Consider the following 20313-nt stretch of genomic DNA (forward strand, 5'->3'; position numbering starts at 1 on the left):
GCCTGGAAACAAGGTTGCAGGAGGCCCCGATCATGGCGGCAGAGACCAAGGAATCCAAGCGCACCGTGGCGCTGGTCCAGAATGTGGCGACGCAGGGTGCGGCGCAGGCGAAGAAGATCATCGACGACAGCGCCAGCCAGGCGCGCGTGGCAATGGAGAGCAGCATGGAACAGGCGACGAAGACGGCCGAGGGTTTCTTCAAGGCCGCCGAGGAGGCCGCTGAGTTCGGCCGCGGCAACATCGAGGCCTTCACCAAGGCCACGCAGACCCTGACGGTCGGCATGCAGGACCTCGGCAAGCAGTACTTCGCCATGTCGCAGGCCCTGACGGACCACGCCATGGAGAGCGCCAAGGCCCTCGCCGCCGTGAAGAGCCTGAAGGAAGCCGCCGACATCCAGGCCGCCTTCGCCAAGGCCTCCCTGGAGCGCGCGATGAGCGAGGCCTCCAAGCTCAGCGAAGCCACGATGCGCCTCGCCGAGCAGGCCGGCGCCCCGATCACCGCCCGCGTGACGCTGGCGGTCGAGAAGATGAGCAAGCCGCTCGCCGCCTGAAGCCCGCTGGTCGCGGCCCTGCCGCGGCCTCAGGCCTGACGGATGGACCCGCCGGGTCGCCGTGCCTTCCCCTCCGGGAAAGGTTCGAGCGACCGGCGGGTTTTTCTTTTTCGGCGTCAAGGGCTGGTTTCCCGCCCCGCCGGGTAACACATCCCTCGCGATCTTCTGTCAGGATCGGTGGGGACCCTTTTCGTCGGGCCTCGCGCTCCGATATCCTGTAGACTCCAATGGCCCGGGACCTGGCCGGGCAGACAGCCAAGGTAGGTATGAGCGACAGCGACAAGCGCCCAGGACAGGGCAACGGGTCCGATGCACCGACCACCGGCGTGGTGGTCAAGGCGCGCCCGCGCACCCGCAAGCCCTCCATGTACAAGGTGTTGATGCTGAACGACGACTACACGCCGATGGAGTTCGTCGTGCATGTCCTCGAACGCTTCTTCCAGAAGACGCGGGAGGAGGCGACGCGCATCATGCTGCACGTGCATCGCCGCGGCGTCGGCGTGTGCGGCGTCTATACTTATGAAGTCGCCGAGACCAAGGTGACGCAGGTGATGGATCTGGCCCGCCAGAACCAGCACCCGCTGCAATGCACGATCGAGAAGGAATAGCCCGGCCCGGATCAAGGCCGGATAGGCTGTTGCGTTGGGGGAGGAAGAGGCCATTTCCTGGGTAACCCGTGGCACGGTGCTCGCCTGAACCCCGTGTCCACCCGATAGGGAGCGTCAACCATGCTGTCCCGTAACCTCGAGCAGACGCTCCACCGCGCCCTCGGCCTCGCCAATGACCGCCGGCACGAATACGCGACGCTCGAACACCTGCTGCTCGCCCTGGCCGATGATGTGGACGCCGCCACCGTGCTGCGCGCCTGCGGCGTGGATGCCGAGAAGCTGAAGCGCGACCTCGCCGAATTCCTCGACAAGGACCTCGCCGGCCTCGTCTCCGACCGCGCGGGCGATGCCAAGCCCACCGCCGGCTTCCAGCGCGTGGTCCAGCGCGCCGCCATCCATGTGCAGTCGAGCGGGCGGGACGAGGTGACCGGGGCGAATGTCCTCGTCGCCCTGTTCAGCGAGCGCGAATCGCACGCGGTCTATTTCCTGCAGCTGCAGGACATGACGCGCCTCGATGCGGTGAACTTCATCAGCCACGGCATCGCCAAGGCGCCGGGCCGCAGCCAGGCGCGCCCGGTCGCCGGCAGCACGCCGAACAACCCGCCCGAGGAGACGCCCGAGAAGGATGAGAAGCCCGCCCGCGGCCAGCGCGGCCAGGACGCCCTCACCAACTACTGCGTCAACCTCAACAAGAAGGCGCAGGCCGGCAAGATCGACCCGCTGATCGGCCGCGACCAGGAGATCGAGCGCACCATCCAGATCCTCTGCCGCCGCACCAAGAACAACCCGCTCTATGTGGGCGACCCCGGCGTGGGCAAGACCGCCATCGCCGAGGGCCTCGCCAAGCGGATCATCGAGGGCGACGTGCCGGAGGTGCTGGCGAAATCCACCATCTACGCGCTCGACATGGGCTCCCTGCTCGCCGGCACGCGCTATCGCGGCGATTTCGAGGAGCGGCTCAAGGCCGTGGTGAACGAGCTTGAGCAGCAGCCCGGCTCCATCCTCTTCATCGACGAGATCCACACGGTGATCGGCGCGGGCGCCACTTCGGGCGGGGCGATGGATGCCTCGAACCTACTCAAGCCCGCCCTGGCGCAGGGCACGCTGCGCTGCATCGGCTCGACCACCTACAAGGAATACCGCCAGCATTTCGAGAAGGACCGCGCGCTGGTCCGCCGCTTCCAGAAGATCGACGTGAACGAGCCCTCGGTCGAGGATGCGGTGAAGATCCTGCAGGGCCTCAAGACCAACTACGAGAAGCACCACAAGGTGCGCTACACGCCCGAGGCGATCCGCGCCGCGGTCGAGCTCTCGGCCAAGTACATCCATGACCGCAAGCTGCCCGACAAGGCGATCGACGTGATCGACGAGGTCGGTGCGTCCCGCATGCTCGTGCCCGAGACCAAGCGCCGCAAGACCGTGACGCTGAAGGATGTGGAGGAGATCGTCGCCAAGATCGCGCGCATCCCGCCGAAATCCGTCAGCGCCGACGACAAGGAAGTGCTGCGCACGCTCGAGCGCGACCTCAAGGCCATGGTGTTCGGCCAGGACAAGGCGATCGAGGCGCTCTCGGCGGCCATCAAGCTCTCCCGCGCCGGGCTGCGCGACGCGGAGAAGCCGATCGGCAACTACCTGTTCAGCGGCCCCACCGGCGTGGGCAAGACCGAGGTGGCGAAGCAGCTCTCCAAGACGCTCGGCATCGAGCTGATCCGCTTCGACATGAGCGAATACATGGAGCGCCACTCCGTCTCCCGCCTGATCGGCGCGCCGCCGGGCTATGTCGGCTTCGACCAGGGCGGCCTGCTCACGGATGGCATCGACCAGCACCCGCATTGCGTGCTGCTGCTCGATGAGATCGAGAAGGCGCATCAGGATCTCTACAACATCCTGCTGCAGGTGATGGACCACGGGAAGCTCACCGACCACAACGGCAAGACGGTGGATTTCCGCAACGTCATCCTGATCATGACGACGAATGCGGGGGCCGCCGACCTCGCCAAGCCGGTGATCGGCTTCGGGCGCGAGACCCGCGCCGGCGAGGACCAGGACGCGATCAAGCGCCTGTTCACGCCGGAATTCCGCAACCGGCTCGACGCCATCATCCCCTTCGCGGGGCTGACGCCCGAGATCGTCGCGCATGTGGTGGACAAGTTCATCATGCAGCTGGAGGCGCAGCTCGCCGACCGCAACGTGACGATCGAGCTCAGCAGCGCGGCGCGCGAATACCTGGCCGAGCGCGGCTACGACCCGCTCTACGGCGCTCGTCCGCTCGCGCGCCTCATCCAGGAGGTCATCAAGAAGCCGCTGGCGGAGGAACTGCTCTTCGGCAAGCTGGTGAAGGGTGGCTCGGTCAAGGTCGGGCTGCGCGACGGCGAACTCAGCTTCGACTTCCACGAGGCCGCCCCCCCGGCGCTCCCCAAGCCCGAGGACAGCGGCGATGGCGAGGCCGAGAAGGAGCCGGAGACGGCCGAGTAGCCGCCAACGCGGCTCGGTCCATGATGCGCAGGCGTCGCCCGGCCCGGGCGGCGCCTTTCGCGCTTCTGGAGCACGCTGCGTTCAGATGAACGCAGCTCGTGCTCCAGGAACCATTGAAACCAGAGCAAGAAGTGCGTTCAGATGAGTCCATCTGAACGCATTTCTTGCTCTAGGGGACCGCCCGCCATGACCACCGACACCCGCATCACCGACTGGGACGAGTACAGCGGCGCGCTGCGCGAGCGCGGCAAGGAATTCGGCCAGCTCCACCCCGAGCTGATGAAGGGCTTCGGCGCGCTCAGCCGCGGCGCCTCCACCACCCAGCACATCGACGCCAAGACGCGGGAGTTCATCGCGCTGGCCGTTGCCGTCACCACGCGCTGCCAGGGCTGCATCGACGCGCATGTGCGGAAAGCGAAGGCAGCCGGCGCGACCAAGGCCGAGATCGCCGAGGCCCTGGGGGTCGCCGTGGCGCTGAATGCCGGCGCCGCGCTGACCTATTCCTTCCACGTCATGGATGCGATGGACGGCGCGGGGCAGAAATAGCGCCGCGCGGCTGGCACGGCGGTTGCTGACCTCGGCGCAGGATCGAGGACACCGCCCCATGCCAGCCCCCTTCGCCGTCGCGGCGCCGCGCACCGAATCGATGACGCTGCCGGACGGCACGCGGCTGGACGCGACCATCTGGCGCCCGGCAGGGCCCGGCCCCTTCCCCGTGCTGCTGATGCGCCAGCCCTATGGGCGCTCCATCGCCTCCACCGTCACCCTCGCCCACCCGGCCTGGTATGCCGCGCGGGGCTACATCGTGGCGGTGCAGGATGTGCGCGGCACGGGCAGCAGCGAGGGCCATTTCGAGGTCTATGCCCATGAGGCCGAGGATGGCGCGGCCTCGATCGCCTGGGCGGCGGCGCTGGCGGGCAGCAATGGCCGCGTCGGCATGTATGGCTTCTCCTATCAGGGGGCGACGCAGCTGCTCGCCGCGGCCCTGGCGCCGGCCGCGCTCGGCGCCATCACGCCGGTGATGTCGCTGTGGGACATCCATGCCGAGAAGCACGCCGAGGGCGGCGCCTTCGCGCTGGCCGGCTGCACGAGCTGGGCGGCGCAGATGGGCGCGCTGGAAGCAAGGCGGCGCGGCGATGCCGAGGCCTTCGCCGCCCTCGCCGCCTATTCCAACGCGCCGCGCCATGACGGCCCGGTGCCGGCGCGGCCCGAGCTGCTGATGCGCCATGCCGGGCTGCACCATTACGAGGCCTGGCGCAGCCTGCCGGCGGAGGATGCCTATTGGCAGCGCGCCTCGCCCAGCCGGCGCATCGACCCTGCCCGCTTCGCCGTGCCCGCGCTGCATGTCGGCGGCTGGTTCGACTACCATCTGCGCGGCACCTGGGCGGCCTATCACGCCCTCGCCGGGCGCGCCCCCGCGGCGCAGGCGCTGGTGATCGGCCCCTGGACGCATCTGATGTGGGCGCCGCGCCAGGCGGGCCATGATTTCGGCCCCGAGGCGCAGGGCGCGATCGACAGCCTCATCCTCGCCTGGAATGACTGGGCGCTGCAGGATCGCGGCGCGCCGCCCTTGCGCGGTGTGCGCCTGTTCGACCTCGGCGCCCGCGCCTGGCTGGCGGCCGAGTCCTGGCCCGAGACCACGCCGCGCCTTCTGCACCTCACCGGCCAGGGCCTGGCCGGGCCGCGCACGGATACGGGCGGGCTCGCCGCCACGCCGGGCGCGCCCGCGGTGGAGCGCTTCGTCGCCGATCCCTGGCGCCCCGCGCCCGCCACCGCGCCGCTCAGCGACCGCAGCGAGATCGACCAGCGCCACGACATCCTGACCTTCACCACCGCGCCGCTCACCGCGCCGATGACGCTGCTGGGCTGCGCCCAGGCGCGCCTCGCCATCACCGCCGATGCGCCGAGCTTCGACGTGGCGGTCACACTCGCCGTGCTGCGGGGGGATGGGCGGGCGATCACGCTCACCAGCGGCTACCGCCACCTGCCCACGCCGCCGGCGGGCGCGGTGGGGATCACCTGCGATCCCACCTGCATCACGCTGCATCCGGGCGAGCGCCTGCGCCTGTCGGTCGCCGGCGCCGCCTTCCCCGCCTATCCGGTGAACCCCGGCACCGCCACGGATCCGAGCAGCGCCACCGCGATGGAGGCCGTGCCGATCGACTTCGCGCTGCACGTCGCGGGCTCCGTCCTCGACCTGCCAGTGCTGGCCTAGGGTCCAAGAGGATTCCCGCGCCTTCTGGTGCCCCCGGGGGACACCATCGCGCCGGATCAGGAACGCTCAGGTTGATCGGCATCCTTGCCGAAATCCTTGTACTGACTTGGGAAAGAACGTCATTCCGCATCAAGCTGCTTCATGCTGGCGCAGGCGTGATGTGGGGTCTATTGTGGGGGCTGCTGCCCTCGGTAGTGGGGGCCGTACCGGAGGCGCCCCATGCCGCGAACCGCTGCCAGGCCGCTCGACGTGAAAACGATCGAAGCGTTGAAGAAGCGTGCGAAGCCCTACCGCGTGTCGGACGGTGGTGGGCTGCTGCTTGAGGTGAAGGCCACAGGCGCGAAGCTGTGGTTCTGCCGACTCACGGTGGACGGCAAGCGGCGCGACATGGGGCTCGGCGGCTTCCCGGCGGTGTCGCTCCGCGAGGCGCGCCAGAAGGCCGCCGACGCGCGCAAGTTGGCGGAGGCGGGCAAGGATCCAATCGCCGAGCGGGACGCGGAGGCGGAGGCCAGGAAGGCCGCGCGCGCCGCTGAGGCGGAGGCCGAGGCCATCGCGGCGGCCCGGACCTTCAAGGCGGTGACGGAAGCTTGTATCCGCACGCAGGCGCCGGGGTGGAAGAACATCCGCACGCCCGCCATCTGGCGCGCTACCTTCAAGCGGCACGTCTTCCCGATCCTCGGCGACATGCCGGTGGCCGAGATAGACCAAGCCGCCGTCCTGCGCGCCCTGGACGGCGTTTGGACCTCGCGCCCCGGGATCGCGCGCAAGTTGGTGCAGCGCATCGGGACCGTCCTGCGCTACGCCGCAGCGCACGGCATGCGCGCCAACGACAACCCGGCGGACGTGCGAATCCTGCGCCATGCCGGCCTGTCGGCGCTGCCCGGTGGTCGCAAGCAACCGTCCCTGCCATGGCAACGGATGCCGGCCTTCATGTTGTCACTGGAAAAGATGCCGGGCCTCGCGCCGTTGGCGCTGCGCTTCGCCATCCTGACCGCGCTGCGATCGGCCGAGGTTCGGTATGCGCGGTGGTCCGAACTGAGCTTCGATGGCGCAGCGGTGTGGACAATCCCCGGCGAGCGGATGAAGGGCAAGAAGGCCGCCGACGTGCTAGCGCATCGCGTGCCGCTCTCGACCGCTGCGGTCGCCGTGCTGGCCCGCATCTATTCGCTGACCGCCGGCACGCGGACCACCGCCCGGGAGCTTCCCAAGCGGGCTGCGCTGCGAGGCGACGCGCTGATCTTCCCCAGCGCAACGCTCACCACACCGCTTTCGGACATGGCCCTTTCGGCGGTGATTCGTCGCATGAACGAAGCGGCGCCTGAGGGCGCGCCGCTACCGTGGCGGGACCCGGGTGGGCGAGGCGCGGTGCCGCATGGTTTCCGCGCGACCTTCTCCACCTGGGTTGACGACACCTGCCCTGCGGAGCGCGATGCGGCCGAGCGCGCCCTCGCCCATGAAATCGCGAACAAGGTAAGCGGGGCCTATCGACGGTCCGACCTGTTTGGCCGCCGGATTCCCCTCATGGAAGCATGGGCGGCTTACTGCCTATCGGCGCCGGCGACGGCAGAGCCGATCCCGCTCAGTACCGACAAAGTGGGATGACGACGGGTGTAGTCCTGACACGCCGCTAGCTCGTGGCCGCCGGTGCGTTCGTCTCCTGTCAGGGGTCGGCTCCGTATCGCGCCACGAGCGCCCTCCATGTGCGCCTCCCGCCAAACTCTCCTTGTTCAGCGGGGCAGGGATACAGCCTGGGCCGAACCAATATTCGCAGCAAGCAAGCAGGTGGCCGAAGCTGTCCGTGTGCTGGCGAGGCGTAGGTCCGACATACAGCGTCCAGCCCCGGTTCTGGCCGTCAGGCTCGGTCTCGATGACCGTCTCCCACGGGATGTCCCGGTCCTCGTCGATGATGTTGCGGTCGCAGCCACGCGGCAGCCAGGGTCCACCATCGACACGTCCATCAGGACCTCCCTCGCTCATACCAAGCGCACTATGGATTGACCTGTCGTGCCTACTCGAAGTCTGCGAGGGACCGGATGCGTCCGGTTTCGGCGATGAGGCTGTTCCAGGCGGTGCAGCAGGCATCGACGATGGCCCGCGTGCCGCTGAACAGCCGCGCTGACAGGTAGCGGTCGCGCAGATACTGCCAGACCTTCTCGATGGCGTTCAGCTCGGGCGAGTAGGGCGGCAGGTGGACGAGGGTGATGCTCGGTGGGACCCGCAGGTCGTTCGCGGTGTGCCAGCCGGCGTTGTCGATCAGCATCGCCGCGTGGGTGCCGGACGACAGCTGCGAGGCGACCTCCTCGAGCAGCAGGTTCATCGCCGCGACCGAGACGTGGGTCAGCACCAGCGCGGCGCCGGTGTCGCGCGCGGGACAGACAGCGCCGAAGATGTAGGCCGACCGATAGCGCTGGTCCTTGACCATCCTCGGCCGCATGCCGCGCTGGAACCAGCGGCGGACCATGCGGCCCTTCTGTCCTACCCTGGCCTCGTCCTGGAACCAGACCTCGATGCGCTCGGCTTCGGGGTGCTCGGCCGCGATCTGCGCGAGCGCGGCGGCAAAGCCCTTTTTTTGAATGCCTCCTGGGCGGCTCGGTCCGTCTCGGCATGCCGCGGGCGCGGTATCTGCCAGGACAGGTCAAGGTCGTGCATCAGCCGGCCCATGCCGGTTTCGCCGTAGGTCACGCCGAAGCGCTCCCGCACGATCCGGCAGAGGTCGACCAGCCGCCAGGTCGAAACCCCATCCACCTCCGGGTCAGGCCCCTGCAGCACGATCGCCTTCAGCGTCGCCTGCTGGCCCTCCGTCAGCCGGCAGGGGCGGCCGTCACCCCAGTGGTCCGACAGCCCGGCCGGACCGCCACGGTTGTAGCGGATCACCCAGTCCCGCAGCGTCTGCCGGTCCATACCGGCAATGCGCGCCGCAGCCTCCCGGCTCATGCCGTCCAGCGCCGCGGCGATCGCCAGCAGGCGACGCGCAACTCTCGGGTCGTCCTCGATCTTCGCAAGCCGCCGAAGCTCTCTCGGCGGCACATCCTCCCGGATCATCAGCGCCCGCATGGTCCGCTCCACGAAGCCATGCCCGCCGATGAATCACGTCCGACCGCGTCGGCTCAACCCCAAAGAGTCAGCACTTTTTGCGCCGGGTATCAGAAGGGGGTCCAGTTCCTGATGTCACCTGATGCTCGGCCGAGGCACTGCAATACTTCAATGCAACCACCCGGCAAACAGGACTCCGTATCCCAGAGTGCGGAGCAACCGTTATGGTCTTCAACGAAGATGCTGAGTTCCAAGGCGACAGCAGCCGCCTCGACTACGTGGTGATGGATGCCGACGATTACAGAATCTGCGACCTGCGGGCCTTCACGCACACTAAAAAAAGAGTCGCGACGGCCACGGCAAGCACCACGAAGCCAAAAGCGGCGCCGACATCAGGCGCGGTCCCGCCGACCGAGCGGATAGGCGCGGTCATCCTCCCGCAGCGGCTGGGTCAGCATGCGGTCGAGCCGGAGCTCGCGCGGGTCGCGGAACTGCTCGATGCCGATGGTCATGGCTTCGTGCCCGGCGGCGGGCTGGGCGCGATAGGTGCCGAAGATCCGGTCCCAGACCGCCAAGTTGAAGCCGAAATTGCTGTTGGTTTCGCGCGGCACCACCGAGTGATGCACGCGGTGCATGTCGGGCGTCACCAGCACCAGCCGTAGCAGGCTGTCGAGCCGTGCCGGCACGCGCAGATTGGCGTGGTTGAACATCGCGGTGGCGTTCAGCAGCACCTCAAACACCAACACCGCGACCGCCGGCGCGCCGAGGGCGACCACCACCATCAGCTTGATGACCATCGAGAGCAGGATCTCGACCGGGTGGAAGCGAAGGCCAGTGGTGACATCGAAGTCGAGGTCGGCGTGGTGCATCCGGTGCAGCCGCCACAGCACGGGCACCGCGTGGAACATCACATGTTGCAGGTAGATGGCGAGATCGAGCAGCACGACCGCGAGCAGGATCGCCAGCGGCTGCGGCACCCCGAGCCAGGGCAGCAGCCCGATTCCGCGCCCCTCCAGGGCGAGGGCGAGGCCGACCGCCGCGGTGGGGAAGACGAGGCGTACCACCAGGCTGTCCACCACCACCACGCCAAGGTTGCTCGGCCAGCGCAGCCAGCGCCCGGCGCTGCGCCGCCGGCGCGGCAGCCACGCCTCCAGCCCTGCCATCAGGGCCAGGATGCCGGCGAAGATTGCCAGACGAATCAGCGGCTCATGGGCCAGGAGAGTGTTCATGACGGCGGTTCCGGGTTGAAGGACGCGACCATGCTGTCCGGCAATCATTCATGCACCGGCAACCGAGAGTGGGGTGTAGATCCGGATACCGCCAAAGACCGTTCCGGAGCGTCGTGCGCTGCATCACCACGAGGCTGAGGGGCGCCCTGAGCGCCGATGCACTCGGCCAGCGTCGTCCGGTCGAGCCACGCCAGGAACGCCTCCCGCGCCTGCCAAAGCACCCCGCGGAGCCGGCACTCCGGCGCGAGGCAGCAGGCGCCGCCATCGGCACGGAAACACTCGACCAGCGCCTGGCCGTGTTCGAGGCGTCGCACAACCGCGCCCAGCCGGATCTCCTCAGCCGGGCGCGCAAGCTGCACGCCGCCGCGCGCGCCGCGCAAGGTGCGTACCAGTCCGGCCTCGGCGAGTTGCTGCACGATCTTGTGGACATGGTTGCGCGGCACGGCGATCTCGGCGGACAGGGTCTCGGTGCTGCGCATCCGCGACGGCTCGGCGCCGAGGCGCATCAGGACGCGCAGGGCGAAATCGGTCGAGGCCAGCAGGCGCATCCGGATCGAACTCCCCAAAATTGGTATTGACGATACCAGAATTCGCGGTGAAGGTAATTGGTATTCGGAATGCCAATTTACGCTTGGCGCTTCCGCCACCGCCGGCAGCAGGGCTCGGGATTGATCCCACCCAGGCTGTCGCCCAGAAGGCGCCACTTGGCGCAAGGACCGCGCGCATGACCGCCAGTCTCGAAACCTTCGCCACCCGCAGCCTGGGTGAGATCGCCACCAGCCTGCCTGGCGCCACCGCGGTCTTCCGCCGCCACAAGCTCGATTTCTGCTGCGGTGGTGGCGCGACCCTGGCCGAGGCCGTGCCGCCTGCAAGCCTAGCCGAGATCAGCTCCGAGCTCGCGGGCCTTGCCACGCCGGAGACAGAGATCACACGCCAGGACAGTGCGGCGATCATCGCCCACATCCTCGAGCGCTATCACGCCGTGCATCGCCGTGAAGTGCCCGAACTCATCCGTCTCGCGCGGCGGGTGGAGGCGGTGCACCGCGACCATCCCCTGGCCCCGGCCGGCCTCGCGGAGCTGCTCGCCCGCGCCGAATATGAGATGGAGGCGCACATGCAGAAGGAAGAACAGGCGCTGTTCCCGATGATCCTCGCGGGCCATCCGAACCTCGCCATGCCGATCGAGATCATGCGCGACGACCATGAGGATCATGCGGCGCGGCTGCGCCAGATCGCCGCCCTGACGCAGGACCACACCCCGCCCGAGGGCGCGTGCAACAGTTGGCGCGCGCTCTATGCCGGGACGCGCAAATTCGCTGAGGATCTGGCGGCGCATATCCATCTGGAGAACGAGGTTCTCTTCCCGCGCCATGGTGGCTGAGGATGTCCGGCCTGCCCGCGCTGTTCGGCCACGGCTTCCGGCCCTTCTTCCTGCTGGCGGGGCTATGGGCGCCGCTGGGCGTGGGGTTGTGGTTGGCGGTGCTGGCCGGGCTCGAGCTGCCGGAGGGGCCGCTGCCGCTGCCGCTGTGGCACGCGCATGAGATGCTGGCTGGCTTCGTCGGCGCGGCGCTGACCGGCTTCCTGCTGACCGCGGTGCCGAACTGGACTGGCCGGCCCGGCTATGCCGGCTGGCCCCTGGTCGGGCTGGTCGGCCTGTTCGTGGCGGCGCGGTTGGCGCTGCTGCCGGGCTCGCCCGTGCCGACCGGCTGGGCCGCGCCGCTGGCGCTCGCCCCGCTGCCGGCAACGCTGCTGCTGTTGTTGCCCGCCTTGGTTGCCGCCCGTGCCGCGCGCCTGTTCGGCCCGCCCCTGCTGGTGCTCGGCTTCTGGACCGGCGACCTGCTGATGCTGGGCGAGATCGCCGGCTGGTGGGCGGAAGGCTGGGCCACAGGGCAGTTGCTGGCGGCCAATGTCGCGCTGCTCCTGGTTGGCCTGATCGGCGGGCGGATCATCCCGGCCTTCACACTCAACGCGCTGCGCAAGGCCGGGCGCCCTGCGGTGCCGCAGCCCCTGCCGGGGCTGGACCGCGCCGCGATCCTGGCCCTGGCCGGCGTTGTGGTAGGCGATCTGCTCGCCCCAGGCAGCCTCTGGGCGGGCGGCATCGCCGCGGGGGCGGCGGTGTTGGTGGCGCTGCGCCTGTCGCGCTGGCATGGCGGGCGCACGCTCGACCAGCCGATCCTGTGGGTGCTGCACCTCGCCTATGGCTTGGTCGCGCTCGCGCTGCTGACCAAGGCCGCCTCGCTTCTGGCCGGGGCCGGCTGGGCGATGCAGTGGCTGCACCTGCAAGGGGCCGGGGCGCTGGCGCTGATGATCCTGGCGGTGATGACACGCGCCTCGCTCGGGCATACGGGGCGCGACCTTGTCGCCTCGGCGGGCACCGTCGCGGCCTATGCGCTGGTGGTGCTGGCCGCCCTGTCCCGCGCCTTCGGCCCGATGCTGACCGACCACCGGCTCGCGCCCTTGGCCCTGGCGGGGCTGTTCTGGCTCTCGGCCTTTGGGCTGTTCCTGTGGATCTATGCACCCATGCTGCTGACCCCCCGCCCCGACGGTAAGCCCGGATGAGCGCCAGCCCCGACCCAGCGCCGGTGCCGATCGGCGTGGTCACCATCTCCGACCGCGCGAGCCGCGGCCTCTATGCCGATCTCGGCGGCCCGGCGATCGAGGCGGCGCTGGCGCGCATCCTGGCCACACCCTGGCGCCCGGTGCGTCGGCTGGTGCCCGATGAGCAGCCTGACATCGAGGCCGCGTTGCGCGACCTCGCGGATCGGGAGGATTGCCCGCTGATCGTCACCACCGGCGGCACCGGCCCCGCCCCGCGCGACGTGACGCCCGAGGCGACGGCGGCGGTGTGCACCCGCATCCTGCCCGGCTTCGGCGAGTTGATGCGCGCCGTCTCGCTCCGCGCCGTCCCCACCGCCATCCTGTCGCGCCAGATGGCGGGCACGCGCGGGCGAAGCCTGATCGTGAACCTTCCGGGCAAGCCCTCGGCCATCGCCGAGTGTCTCGATGCCGTCTTCCCCGCCATCCCCTATGGCATCGACCTGATCGGCGGGGCGCGGCTCGAGACCGATCCGGAGGTCTGCCGCGCCTTCCGCCCCAAGGGCGCGTGATGGCCAGCTGGGGTGGGTTCATCAGCGCCTTCGGCGTCTTCCTGCTCTCGCATGCCTTGCCGGCGCGGCCGCCGATCCGGCGCAGGCTCACCCGGGCCCTGGGCGAGCGTGGCTACCTGCTCGCCTACAGCATGGTCTCGGTGGCCGTGCTGGCCTGGCTGATCCGGGCAGCGGGCCAGGCGCCCTTCATCCTGCTCTGGCCCAGGGCGGCTTGGCAGGGCTGGGTGGTGAACCTGGTCATGCCCCTCCTCTGCCTGCTCCTCGCCGCGGCGATCGGCGCGCCGAACCCACTCTCCTTCGGCGGGCGGCCGCAGGGCTTCGATCCGGCGCGGCCGGGCGTGGCGGGTCTCACGCGGCATCCGCTGCTGCTGGCGCTGGCGCTCTGGGCGGGGGCGCATCTGCTGGCCAACGGCGATCTCGCGCATGCGCTGCTGTTCGGCAGCTTCGCTGGCTTCGCTTTGCTGGGCATGCGGATCGTCGACCGCCGGAAGCGTCGTCAGATGGGCGAGGCCAATTGGGCGATTCTGGCCGCCTGCACCTCGAACTGGCCGGGCGCGGTGTGGCTCAACGGTCGTTGGCGCCCGGCGGGTCCACCGCCCTGGTCGCGCCTGGCCGTGGGGCTGGCGCTGTGGCTCGGCCTGCTGGCGCTGCACGGGCCGGTGATCGGGGTCTCGCCCCTGCCGCCGTGACCGGGCCGTGCCCGCCGTTCAACCCAGGGGCGCGGGCATGTCCTGTCCCGGGCTGCCAATCGCCGGCAGCGGGGGCTGGCCCGCATCAAGCTGGCGGAAGGGGCCTTCGGGGCCGTCGGCCGCCTGCAGCACGCCCCAACCGAAATGGAAGTACCAGCCATGCAAGGCGAGGCGTCCCGCGGCGACGCGCTCGGCCACGAAGGGATAGGCGGCCAGGTGGCGCAGGCTTTGCAGCACGGTCGCCTGTTCCGCGCGCCGGGCGATCAGCACGCGCTCGGCCTCGGTGACCAGGCCCTGCATCTCGTCGCGCACGGCGTGAACGATCTCGACCCAGTCGGAGACGTAGTCGAAACGCTGCGCCCCGTGGTCGTGGTCGAGCATGCAGCGCACGCCAGCGCAGAAGGAGTGCCCCAGCACCACCACGTCGCGCACGCCCAGCGCCTTGACCCCGAACTCGATGGCCGCCGCCGTGCCATGCGGCACGCCCTCTGCGCCGGGGGGCGGTACCAGCGCGGCGACGTTACGCACCACAAACAGCTCCCCCGGCATCGCACCGCAGATGATCGCCGGATCGGTGCGGCTGTCCGAGCAGGCGATGACCATAACCTCCGGCCGCTGACCCTCAATCAGGTCATCATAGAGCGCATGCGCGTCATCGAAATGCGCCCCGCGCAACCGGTCGAAGCCCTCGACAAGGCGCTGCAGCGCGCCTTGCCCGGCTGCCCTGTCGAAGCGCGCCATCTCAGCCCTCGCGCGGCAGGTCGAGGAAGAAGATGGGCGCGCCCTCGGCCAGCGAGTCCGCTTCGGGCGGGATCCGCAGCAGCACATCCGCCTCGGCCAGCGGCAGCAGCGCCGCAGAGCCGCCGCGGCCGAGCGGCTCGAGGATGGCGCGGCCGAGATCGTCGTTGCCCATGATGCGCGCCGGGCGATACTCGCATCGTCCCGGCCGGCGGCGCAGCGCCTGCGCGAGAATGCCCGGCAGCAGCCGGGCGGGCCTGGCCTGCGCGCCCGCGAGGCGCGCGACCAGCGGCAGGCCGAGCGTGGCCATCGCGACATAGGCAGCCAGCGGATTGCCCGGCAGCAACAGGCAGCGTGTGTCGCCGATCCGCCCATGCGCCAGGGGCTTGCCCGGCTTCTGGGCCAGGTGCAGCGTCTCCACGCTGCCTCCCGCCGCCCACACGGCCTCGACGACATGATCGGCATCGCTGCCCGAGACGCCCCCGGAGCAGATGATCAGTTCCACCCGCGCCGCGGCGGTCCGCAGGGCGGTGGCGAGCCCGGCCGGATCATCCCCCAGTAGGCCCAGATCCATGGGCTTGGCGCCTGCAGCCTGCAGCAGAGCGAGCAGCATCGGGCGATTGCTGTCGCGCACCGCACCGCTGAGTAGTTCATTGCCGTTGGAGAGTACGCCCACGCGCAGCGCGCTGTGCACCGGCACCTCGTCGATGCCGAGGGCTGCAAGCAGCGCCAGATGCCTCGCGCCGAGCCGCAGCCCGGCCGGCAGCACCGCTTGGCCAGACCGCATATCCTCGCCCCGCCGGCGGATATTCTGCCCGGCCATGGCGGGGCGCAGCACTTCCACAACGGCGCCACGCAGTCGCGCATGTTCTTCCATCAGCACGGCGGCGGTGCCGACGGGAATAGGGGCGCCGGTCAGCACGCGCGCCGTCTCGCCCGGCGCGAGGGCGCGTCCGGGCAGGTCGCCGGCAGCGATCCGCCCAACCAGGCGCAGCGGTGCCAAGCCAGTGAGGTCATCGGCAGTCAGCGCGAAACCATCCATCGCAGCGGCGTCGCAAGCGGGCAGGAAGACCGGCGCGTGGATCGGGGCGGCGAGAACCCTTCCGAGGCAGTGTTCGCGGCCAAGAGAATGGACCGGCATCGCCGGCTCCACCCCGGCCAGGATGCGGGCCAGGGCGGCGTCCGGGGCGATCAGGCCGGGCTGGTCATCGCAGTCGCGCAGCAGGGTTGCGTCAAGCATGGCGCACGCCCAGTTGGCGGCGCGCCGCCATCTCCCGCGCGATGGCGCTGCATACGGCGCCACGCAGACGCCTTCTGGCGAGCGGCATGATCTCCTCCTCCTCGATGGTCAGATGGGTGCGGTAGGCGGCCACGAAGGCGAGCGCGGTCTCGGCGAAGCCGGGCGGGGCGGCGTGCCCCGTGGCGATCACGGCAAGCGCGGCGCGCAGCCGCGCCCGGGCCTCTGGTGCAGTCGCCGGGCAACGACCGAGCTCGGCGTGGCGGCGCGCGATCTCCGGCCCCATGCGTGGATAGACGGAGTCCTCCTCGTCTGCGACGTGGAGAGGCAATTCGCAGGCGAACCACGCGACCAGGGCACGCGCGATCGGACCCGGCGCGCCCACCTGAGGCGTACGCGCCATGCGTTCAAGATGGCCGAGCAGCGCGCGCTGTCGCGCGTGCTCGGCACTGAGGAAGGCGAGCGGATCGCGCATCAAGGCTTCATCCAGCGCGCCGATCCAGGCTTCGCCGTGCATGGTCAGTTCACCAACGGACCATCCGCGCGCGCCTCGCCATCGGCGCCCAGGGCAAAGCCCTCGATGCGCGCCTGCGCGGCCAGCACGGCGATGTAGTGGCGCAGCGCCGCTTCCCAGGCGGCGGCGCGCAGGTCGCGCAGCACCTTGGCGCGGACCTCGGCATAGGGCGGGAGCCGGGCCGGGATGTGGCGATGCAGTTGCACCAGATGCAGCCCGTAGCCGCTGGCGATCGGACTGTCGCAGAAGCCCCCGGGCGTGAGGGCAGCCAGCGCGGCCTCGAAGGGCGGCACAGTGGTGCCGCGCGTGACCCGGCCCAGATGCCCGCCCTGCTCGCGCGATGGGCAGGCCGAGTGCAGCCGGGCGAGTTCCGGCAGGCGGCCCGGCACGGCGCGCAGTTGCTCAAGCAGCGTCTCGGCCAGGCTGGCCGCGGCCGCGCGCTCCGCCGGGTCTTCCGGGTCGGCGGCGAGCAGGATGTGGCTTGCTTCCCACGCTTCCTGCGTGCCGAAACGCTCAGGATGGGCGGCCAGCCAGCGCGCGCCGGCGGCGTCATCAGGCTCGGGCACGTGGATCTCGCGCGCCAGCAGCGCATCGACCGCCTCTTCCTCCTCCTCCCCCTCGGCAAGGTTGGCGGCGTCGAGCAGCAGGCGCCGGACGACCAGCGCGCGCGCGGCATCTTCCCAGGCGGAGATCTCGTCCGGCGCGGGGTGGTGCTGCATCTCCGCCGCGACCTCGCGGGCGGTGATGGTGGTACCATTCACGATGATGTCGTGCTCGGGCAGCGCCGCCTGCGGCGCGGCGACAAGGGTGGGTTGGGCTTGCGCCGGCGGGGGCGGGTTGAAGACGACGGCCATGGCGCCTTACTCCGCCGGCACGCGCGGGGCGGGAGCGCCGGCAAGGCCGGGCCTCGCCACCGGGCCTGGGCGAGCGGTGGCCCCGCCGCGCACCCGCACGATCTGCCACGCACGGAAGATGTACCAGACCGGCGCGGAGAAGATGTGCACCAGTCGGGTGAAGGGCGTGACCAGGAAGAGCGTCATGCCGAGCACCAGATGCGCGTGATAGGGGAAGTCGAGCCCACGGATGAGGTCCGCAGCCCCCCATTGGAAGGTGACGATCGCTTGGCTCCAGGCGGAGAGCGCCAGCATCACCGAGCCATCGCGATGGCCGAGCGAGAAGGGCAACGTGATCAGGCCAAGGCTGAGCTGAACCCAAAGCAGGACCAGGATGAAGGTGTCCGCATAGGTCGAAGTGCGGCGGATACGCTCATCGAACAGGCGCCGATGCAGCAGCAGGCACAGGCCGACGAAGCAGATCGTCCCAGCAATGCCGCCCGCGATCACCGCGACCAACTGCTTCTGATGGGGCTCGATCAGCCATTCATAGGCCCAGTGCGGCGTGAGCAGGCCGACGAAGTGGCCGAAGAACAGGAAGATGATGCCGAAGTGGAACAGGTTGGAGCCGAGCACCAGCTGGCGCCGGCGCAGCAGCTGCGAGGAGCCCGAGCGCCAGGTGTACTGGTCGCGGTCGAAGCGGATCAGTGACCCGACCAGGAAGACGCCCAGGCAGATATAGGGGTAGATGCCGAACAGGAAGCCGTGCAGATAGTCGGTGAAGCCGTTCCAGAGTGCGTACATCGCCTGTCTCCTTCAGCGGATGGCGTGGTTGCTGCGCAGCGTGCGCAGCCGGTCGATCATGGCGCCGAGCTTGGCGCGCGCGCCCTGCTTGTCGGGGTCCGATTCCGGTCCGAAGACCACGGGCTCGGCCTCATAGGCGGCGTCGAGCGCGGCGTGCTCCTCGGCGTCGCTCAGCTCCTGCTCGGCGGTGGGCTGCGCCTCGGGCCGAATGCCGGCCTCAGCCAGCGTGGCGGCGAGGATCGCCGCATAGGCGCGCGCCGTGGATGTACCGCGGCCCAGCAGCTTCGCGTGCAGCTGGTCGAGGATCGGCGCACATTGGCCGAGCAGGTTCGCCGTGACCTCCGGCGCCGCATGGGCGCAGAATTCGAGGAACAACGGCAGGTAGTCGGGCAGTTCACGCGCATCGAGTGCGAAGCCCGATTGCTCATAGACCTGCGCGAGCTCGATCATCGCGGGCCCGCGGTTGCGCGTATCTCCATGCACATGCTCGAACAGGTGCAGGCTGGTGCCGCGCCCGCGATCGAAGAGGCGGACATACTCCTCCTCCCGGTCCAGCGCGTCCCCGAGGCCGAGCCGGCGCACGAGACGCGCGAGCTTGGCCGAGAGATCGGCACGGAAGCCCGCGCCGGCGATGGCCGCGCCGATCTGCGGCAGGTCCGCCCTCAGCGCCGCATCCGGGTAGCGCAGCAGGACGGAGAGGATGGCGAGGCGGCGGTTCATTGCCCCGCTTCCTGCCTGGCGGCTTCCTCGGCCTCGCGGATGCGCGGCGGGGCCATGCGCCCGGCCGAGGGGCCTGAGGCGCTGAACAGGTTGCCCACCGTGCGTCCATCATAGCAGCCTTGGCCGAAGCTGAAGCCGCAGGAGGATTTCAGGTCGAAGGCGTTCTCGGCGTATTCGCGATGCGTGGTGGGGATCACGTAGCGGTCCTCGTAATTCGCGATGGCGAGGGTCTGGTACATCTGCTCGACTTGGTCGGCGGTCATGCCGACGCGGGCGAGGATGGCGGTATCCTCGCGGTTCTCGACGGTGCGCGCGCGCATGTGCATGCGCATCGCCATCATTCGCTGCAACGCGCTGACCACCGGCGCCTCGGCGCCCGCAGTGAGCAAGTTGGCGAGGTACTTCACCGGGATGCGCAGACTCTCCACATCCGGCAGGCCATCCTTCCAGCCGATATGACCGGCCTCGGCCGCCGATTGCACGGGCGAGAGCGGCGGCACGTACCAGACCATCGGCAGGGTGCGGTATTCGGGATGCAGCGGGAAGGCGATCTTCCAGTCGATCGCCATCTTGTACACGGGGCTGTTGCGCGCCGCCTGGAGCCACGCCTCCGGCACGCCATCGGCGCGCGCCTGCGCGATCACCGCGGGATCCTCGGGGTCGAGGAAGATGTCGAGCTGCTCCTGGTAGAGGTGCTGCTCATTCTCCACGCTGGCCGCCTGCTGGATGCGATCGGCGTCATAGAGCATCACGCCGAGGTAGCGGATGCGCCCAACGCAGGTCTCGGAGCACACTGTCGGCTCACCCGCCTCGATGCGCGGGTAGCAGAAGATGCACTTCTCGGCCTTACCGGACTGCCAGTTGTAGTAGATCTTCTTGTAGGGGCAGGCGGAGACGCACATGCGCCATCCGCGGCACTTCTCCTGGTCGATGAGGACGATGCCGTCCTCCTCACGCTTGTAGATCGAGCCCGAGGGACAGGAAGCGACGCAGGCGGGGTTGAGGCAGTGCTCGCATAGCCGCGGCAGGTAGAACATGAAGGTCTGTTCGAACTGGCCGTAGATCTGCTTCTGGATGCCCTCGAAGTTGCGATCCTTCGAGCGCTTGCGGAACTCCGTGCCCAGGATCTCCTCCCAGTTCGGGCCCCACTTGATCTCCATCCGCTCGCCGGTCAGCAGGCTGACCGGGCGGGCAACGGGCATCGTTTCGCTCTCCGGCGCGGTCTGGAGATGCGTGTAGTCGAAGGTGAAGGGCTCGTAGTAGTCGTCGATTTCCGGCAGGTGGGGGTTGGCGAAGATCGAGGCGAGGATGCGCCACTTCGCCCCCATCTTCGGCTGCAGGCTGCCGTTGCGCTTGCGCGTCCAGCCGCCCTTCCACTTGTCCTGGTTCTCCCAGTCCTTCGGATAGCCGATGCCAGGCTTAGTCTCGACATTGTTGAACCAAGCGTATTCCACGCCTTCCCGGCTGGTCCAGACCTGCTTGCAGGTGACCGAGCAGGTGTGACAGCCGATGCATTTGTCGAGGTTGAGCACCATCGCGATTTGTGCGCGGATTTTCATG

At 69.5% G+C, this 20313-nt stretch carries 20 protein-coding genes; 10 read left to right on the plus strand and 10 right to left on the minus strand.

Annotated elements, in window-relative coordinates:
- Positions 1 to 32: 32 nt before the first annotated feature.
- From AC2D9U_RS21220 to AC2D9U_RS21245, 6 genes are all read left to right on the plus strand, one after another.
- Positions 33 to 551 (plus strand): phasin family protein, encoded by a 519-nt coding sequence (locus tag AC2D9U_RS21220; RefSeq protein WP_484752712.1) that lies wholly within the window; start codon positions 33 to 35, stop codon positions 549 to 551.
- 266 nt (positions 552 to 817) lie between these two features.
- Complete coding sequence (gene clpS, locus AC2D9U_RS21225) at positions 818 to 1159, plus strand: ATP-dependent Clp protease adapter ClpS (protein WP_484752716.1); 342 nt, start codon at positions 818 to 820, stop codon at positions 1157 to 1159.
- A 120-nt stretch (positions 1160 to 1279) separates the two neighbouring features.
- Positions 1280 to 3634, plus strand: coding sequence for an ATP-dependent Clp protease ATP-binding subunit ClpA (gene clpA / locus AC2D9U_RS21230; RefSeq protein WP_484752719.1), 2355 nt, complete (start codon positions 1280 to 1282; stop codon positions 3632 to 3634).
- Between the two features lie 204 nt (positions 3635 to 3838).
- Entirely contained in the window at positions 3839 to 4180 is a 342-nt protein-coding gene (locus AC2D9U_RS21235; RefSeq protein WP_484753112.1) for a carboxymuconolactone decarboxylase family protein, read from the plus strand.
- Positions 4181 to 4238: 58 nt separating this feature from the next.
- Complete coding sequence (locus AC2D9U_RS21240) at positions 4239 to 5849, plus strand: CocE/NonD family hydrolase (RefSeq protein ID WP_484752723.1); 1611 nt, start codon at positions 4239 to 4241, stop codon at positions 5847 to 5849.
- Positions 5850 to 6068: 219 nt separating this feature from the next.
- Positions 6069 to 7451, plus strand: coding sequence for a tyrosine-type recombinase/integrase (locus tag AC2D9U_RS21245; protein ID WP_484752726.1), 1383 nt, complete (start codon positions 6069 to 6071; stop codon positions 7449 to 7451).
- A gap of 406 nt (positions 7452 to 7857) precedes the next feature.
- Here AC2D9U_RS21245 and AC2D9U_RS21250 read toward each other — a convergent pair.
- From AC2D9U_RS21250 to AC2D9U_RS21260, 3 genes are all read right to left on the minus strand, one after another.
- Positions 7858 to 8903, minus strand: a protein-coding gene (locus tag AC2D9U_RS21250; protein WP_484752729.1) for an IS630 family transposase whose coding sequence is annotated in 2 segments (ribosomal slippage) — positions 7858 to 8418 and positions 8421 to 8903 — 1044 coding nt in all. Because the reading frame shifts where the segments join, the coding sequence is not laid out codon by codon here.
- A 371-nt stretch (positions 8904 to 9274) separates the two neighbouring features.
- On the minus strand, positions 9275 to 10111 hold the full coding sequence (locus tag AC2D9U_RS21255; protein WP_484752735.1) for a sterol desaturase family protein: 837 nt from the start codon (positions 10109 to 10111) through the stop codon (positions 9275 to 9277).
- Between the two features lie 44 nt (positions 10112 to 10155).
- Entirely contained in the window at positions 10156 to 10659 is a 504-nt protein-coding gene (locus AC2D9U_RS21260; protein ID WP_484752739.1) for an RrF2 family transcriptional regulator, read from the minus strand.
- A gap of 176 nt (positions 10660 to 10835) precedes the next feature.
- Between AC2D9U_RS21260 and ric the strand changes: the two genes are divergently transcribed.
- The 4 genes from ric to AC2D9U_RS21280 are packed head-to-tail and all read left to right on the plus strand — an operon-like array spanning position 10836 to position 13907.
- Positions 10836 to 11492, plus strand: coding sequence for an iron-sulfur cluster repair di-iron protein (gene ric, locus AC2D9U_RS21265; protein WP_484752742.1), 657 nt, complete (start codon positions 10836 to 10838; stop codon positions 11490 to 11492).
- A 2-nt stretch (positions 11493 to 11494) separates the two neighbouring features.
- A complete protein-coding gene (locus tag AC2D9U_RS21270) occupies positions 11495 to 12670 on the plus strand; it encodes an NnrS family protein (protein WP_484752746.1) in 1176 nt (391 codons plus the stop codon).
- Positions 12667 to 13218 (plus strand): molybdopterin adenylyltransferase, encoded by a 552-nt coding sequence (gene mog, locus AC2D9U_RS21275; protein WP_484752749.1) that lies wholly within the window; start codon positions 12667 to 12669, stop codon positions 13216 to 13218. The genes AC2D9U_RS21270 and mog overlap by 4 nt, the downstream gene beginning before the upstream one ends.
- Positions 13218 to 13907: an NnrU family protein gene (locus tag AC2D9U_RS21280; protein ID WP_484752754.1), complete on the plus strand. Its 690-nt coding sequence runs from the start codon at positions 13218 to 13220 to the stop codon at positions 13905 to 13907. The genes mog and AC2D9U_RS21280 overlap by 1 nt, the downstream gene beginning before the upstream one ends.
- A gap of 18 nt (positions 13908 to 13925) precedes the next feature.
- On the opposite strand, the gene AC2D9U_RS21285 is transcribed toward AC2D9U_RS21280, so the two are convergent.
- Genes AC2D9U_RS21285 through narH form a run of 7 tightly spaced genes read right to left on the minus strand, consistent with a single transcriptional unit; the run spans position 13926 to position 20312 of the window.
- Positions 13926 to 14648, minus strand: a complete 723-nt coding sequence (locus AC2D9U_RS21285) for a carbonic anhydrase (RefSeq protein ID WP_484752758.1) — start codon at positions 14646 to 14648, stop codon at positions 13926 to 13928.
- 1 nt (position 14649) lies between these two features.
- Positions 14650 to 15885, minus strand: a complete 1236-nt coding sequence (locus AC2D9U_RS21290) for a molybdopterin molybdotransferase MoeA (protein ID WP_484752763.1) — start codon at positions 15883 to 15885, stop codon at positions 14650 to 14652.
- Positions 15878 to 16399 carry a hemerythrin domain-containing protein gene (locus tag AC2D9U_RS21295; protein WP_484752767.1) on the minus strand — a complete coding sequence of 174 codons (522 nt, stop codon included), beginning with the start codon at positions 16397 to 16399 and terminating at the stop codon, positions 15878 to 15880. The genes AC2D9U_RS21290 and AC2D9U_RS21295 overlap by 8 nt, the downstream gene beginning before the upstream one ends.
- A gap of 2 nt (positions 16400 to 16401) precedes the next feature.
- Positions 16402 to 17250, minus strand: a complete 849-nt coding sequence (locus tag AC2D9U_RS21300) for a peptidylprolyl isomerase (protein ID WP_484752772.1) — start codon at positions 17248 to 17250, stop codon at positions 16402 to 16404.
- A gap of 6 nt (positions 17251 to 17256) precedes the next feature.
- Positions 17257 to 18033, minus strand: coding sequence for a respiratory nitrate reductase subunit gamma (gene narI / locus AC2D9U_RS21305; protein ID WP_484752775.1), 777 nt, complete (start codon positions 18031 to 18033; stop codon positions 17257 to 17259).
- Between the two features lie 12 nt (positions 18034 to 18045).
- The gene (gene narJ / locus AC2D9U_RS21310) at positions 18046 to 18753 is read right to left on the minus strand and encodes a nitrate reductase molybdenum cofactor assembly chaperone (RefSeq protein ID WP_484752778.1); all 708 of its coding nucleotides are present in this window, start codon (positions 18751 to 18753) and stop codon (positions 18046 to 18048) included.
- Positions 18750 to 20312: a nitrate reductase subunit beta gene (gene narH / locus AC2D9U_RS21315; protein WP_484752782.1), complete on the minus strand. Its 1563-nt coding sequence runs from the start codon at positions 20310 to 20312 to the stop codon at positions 18750 to 18752. Before narH ends, narJ begins: the two co-directional genes overlap by 4 nt.
- Between the last annotated feature and the right edge of the window lies 1 nt (position 20313).

Source organism: Roseomonas sp. TF40, assembly GCF_057219975.1.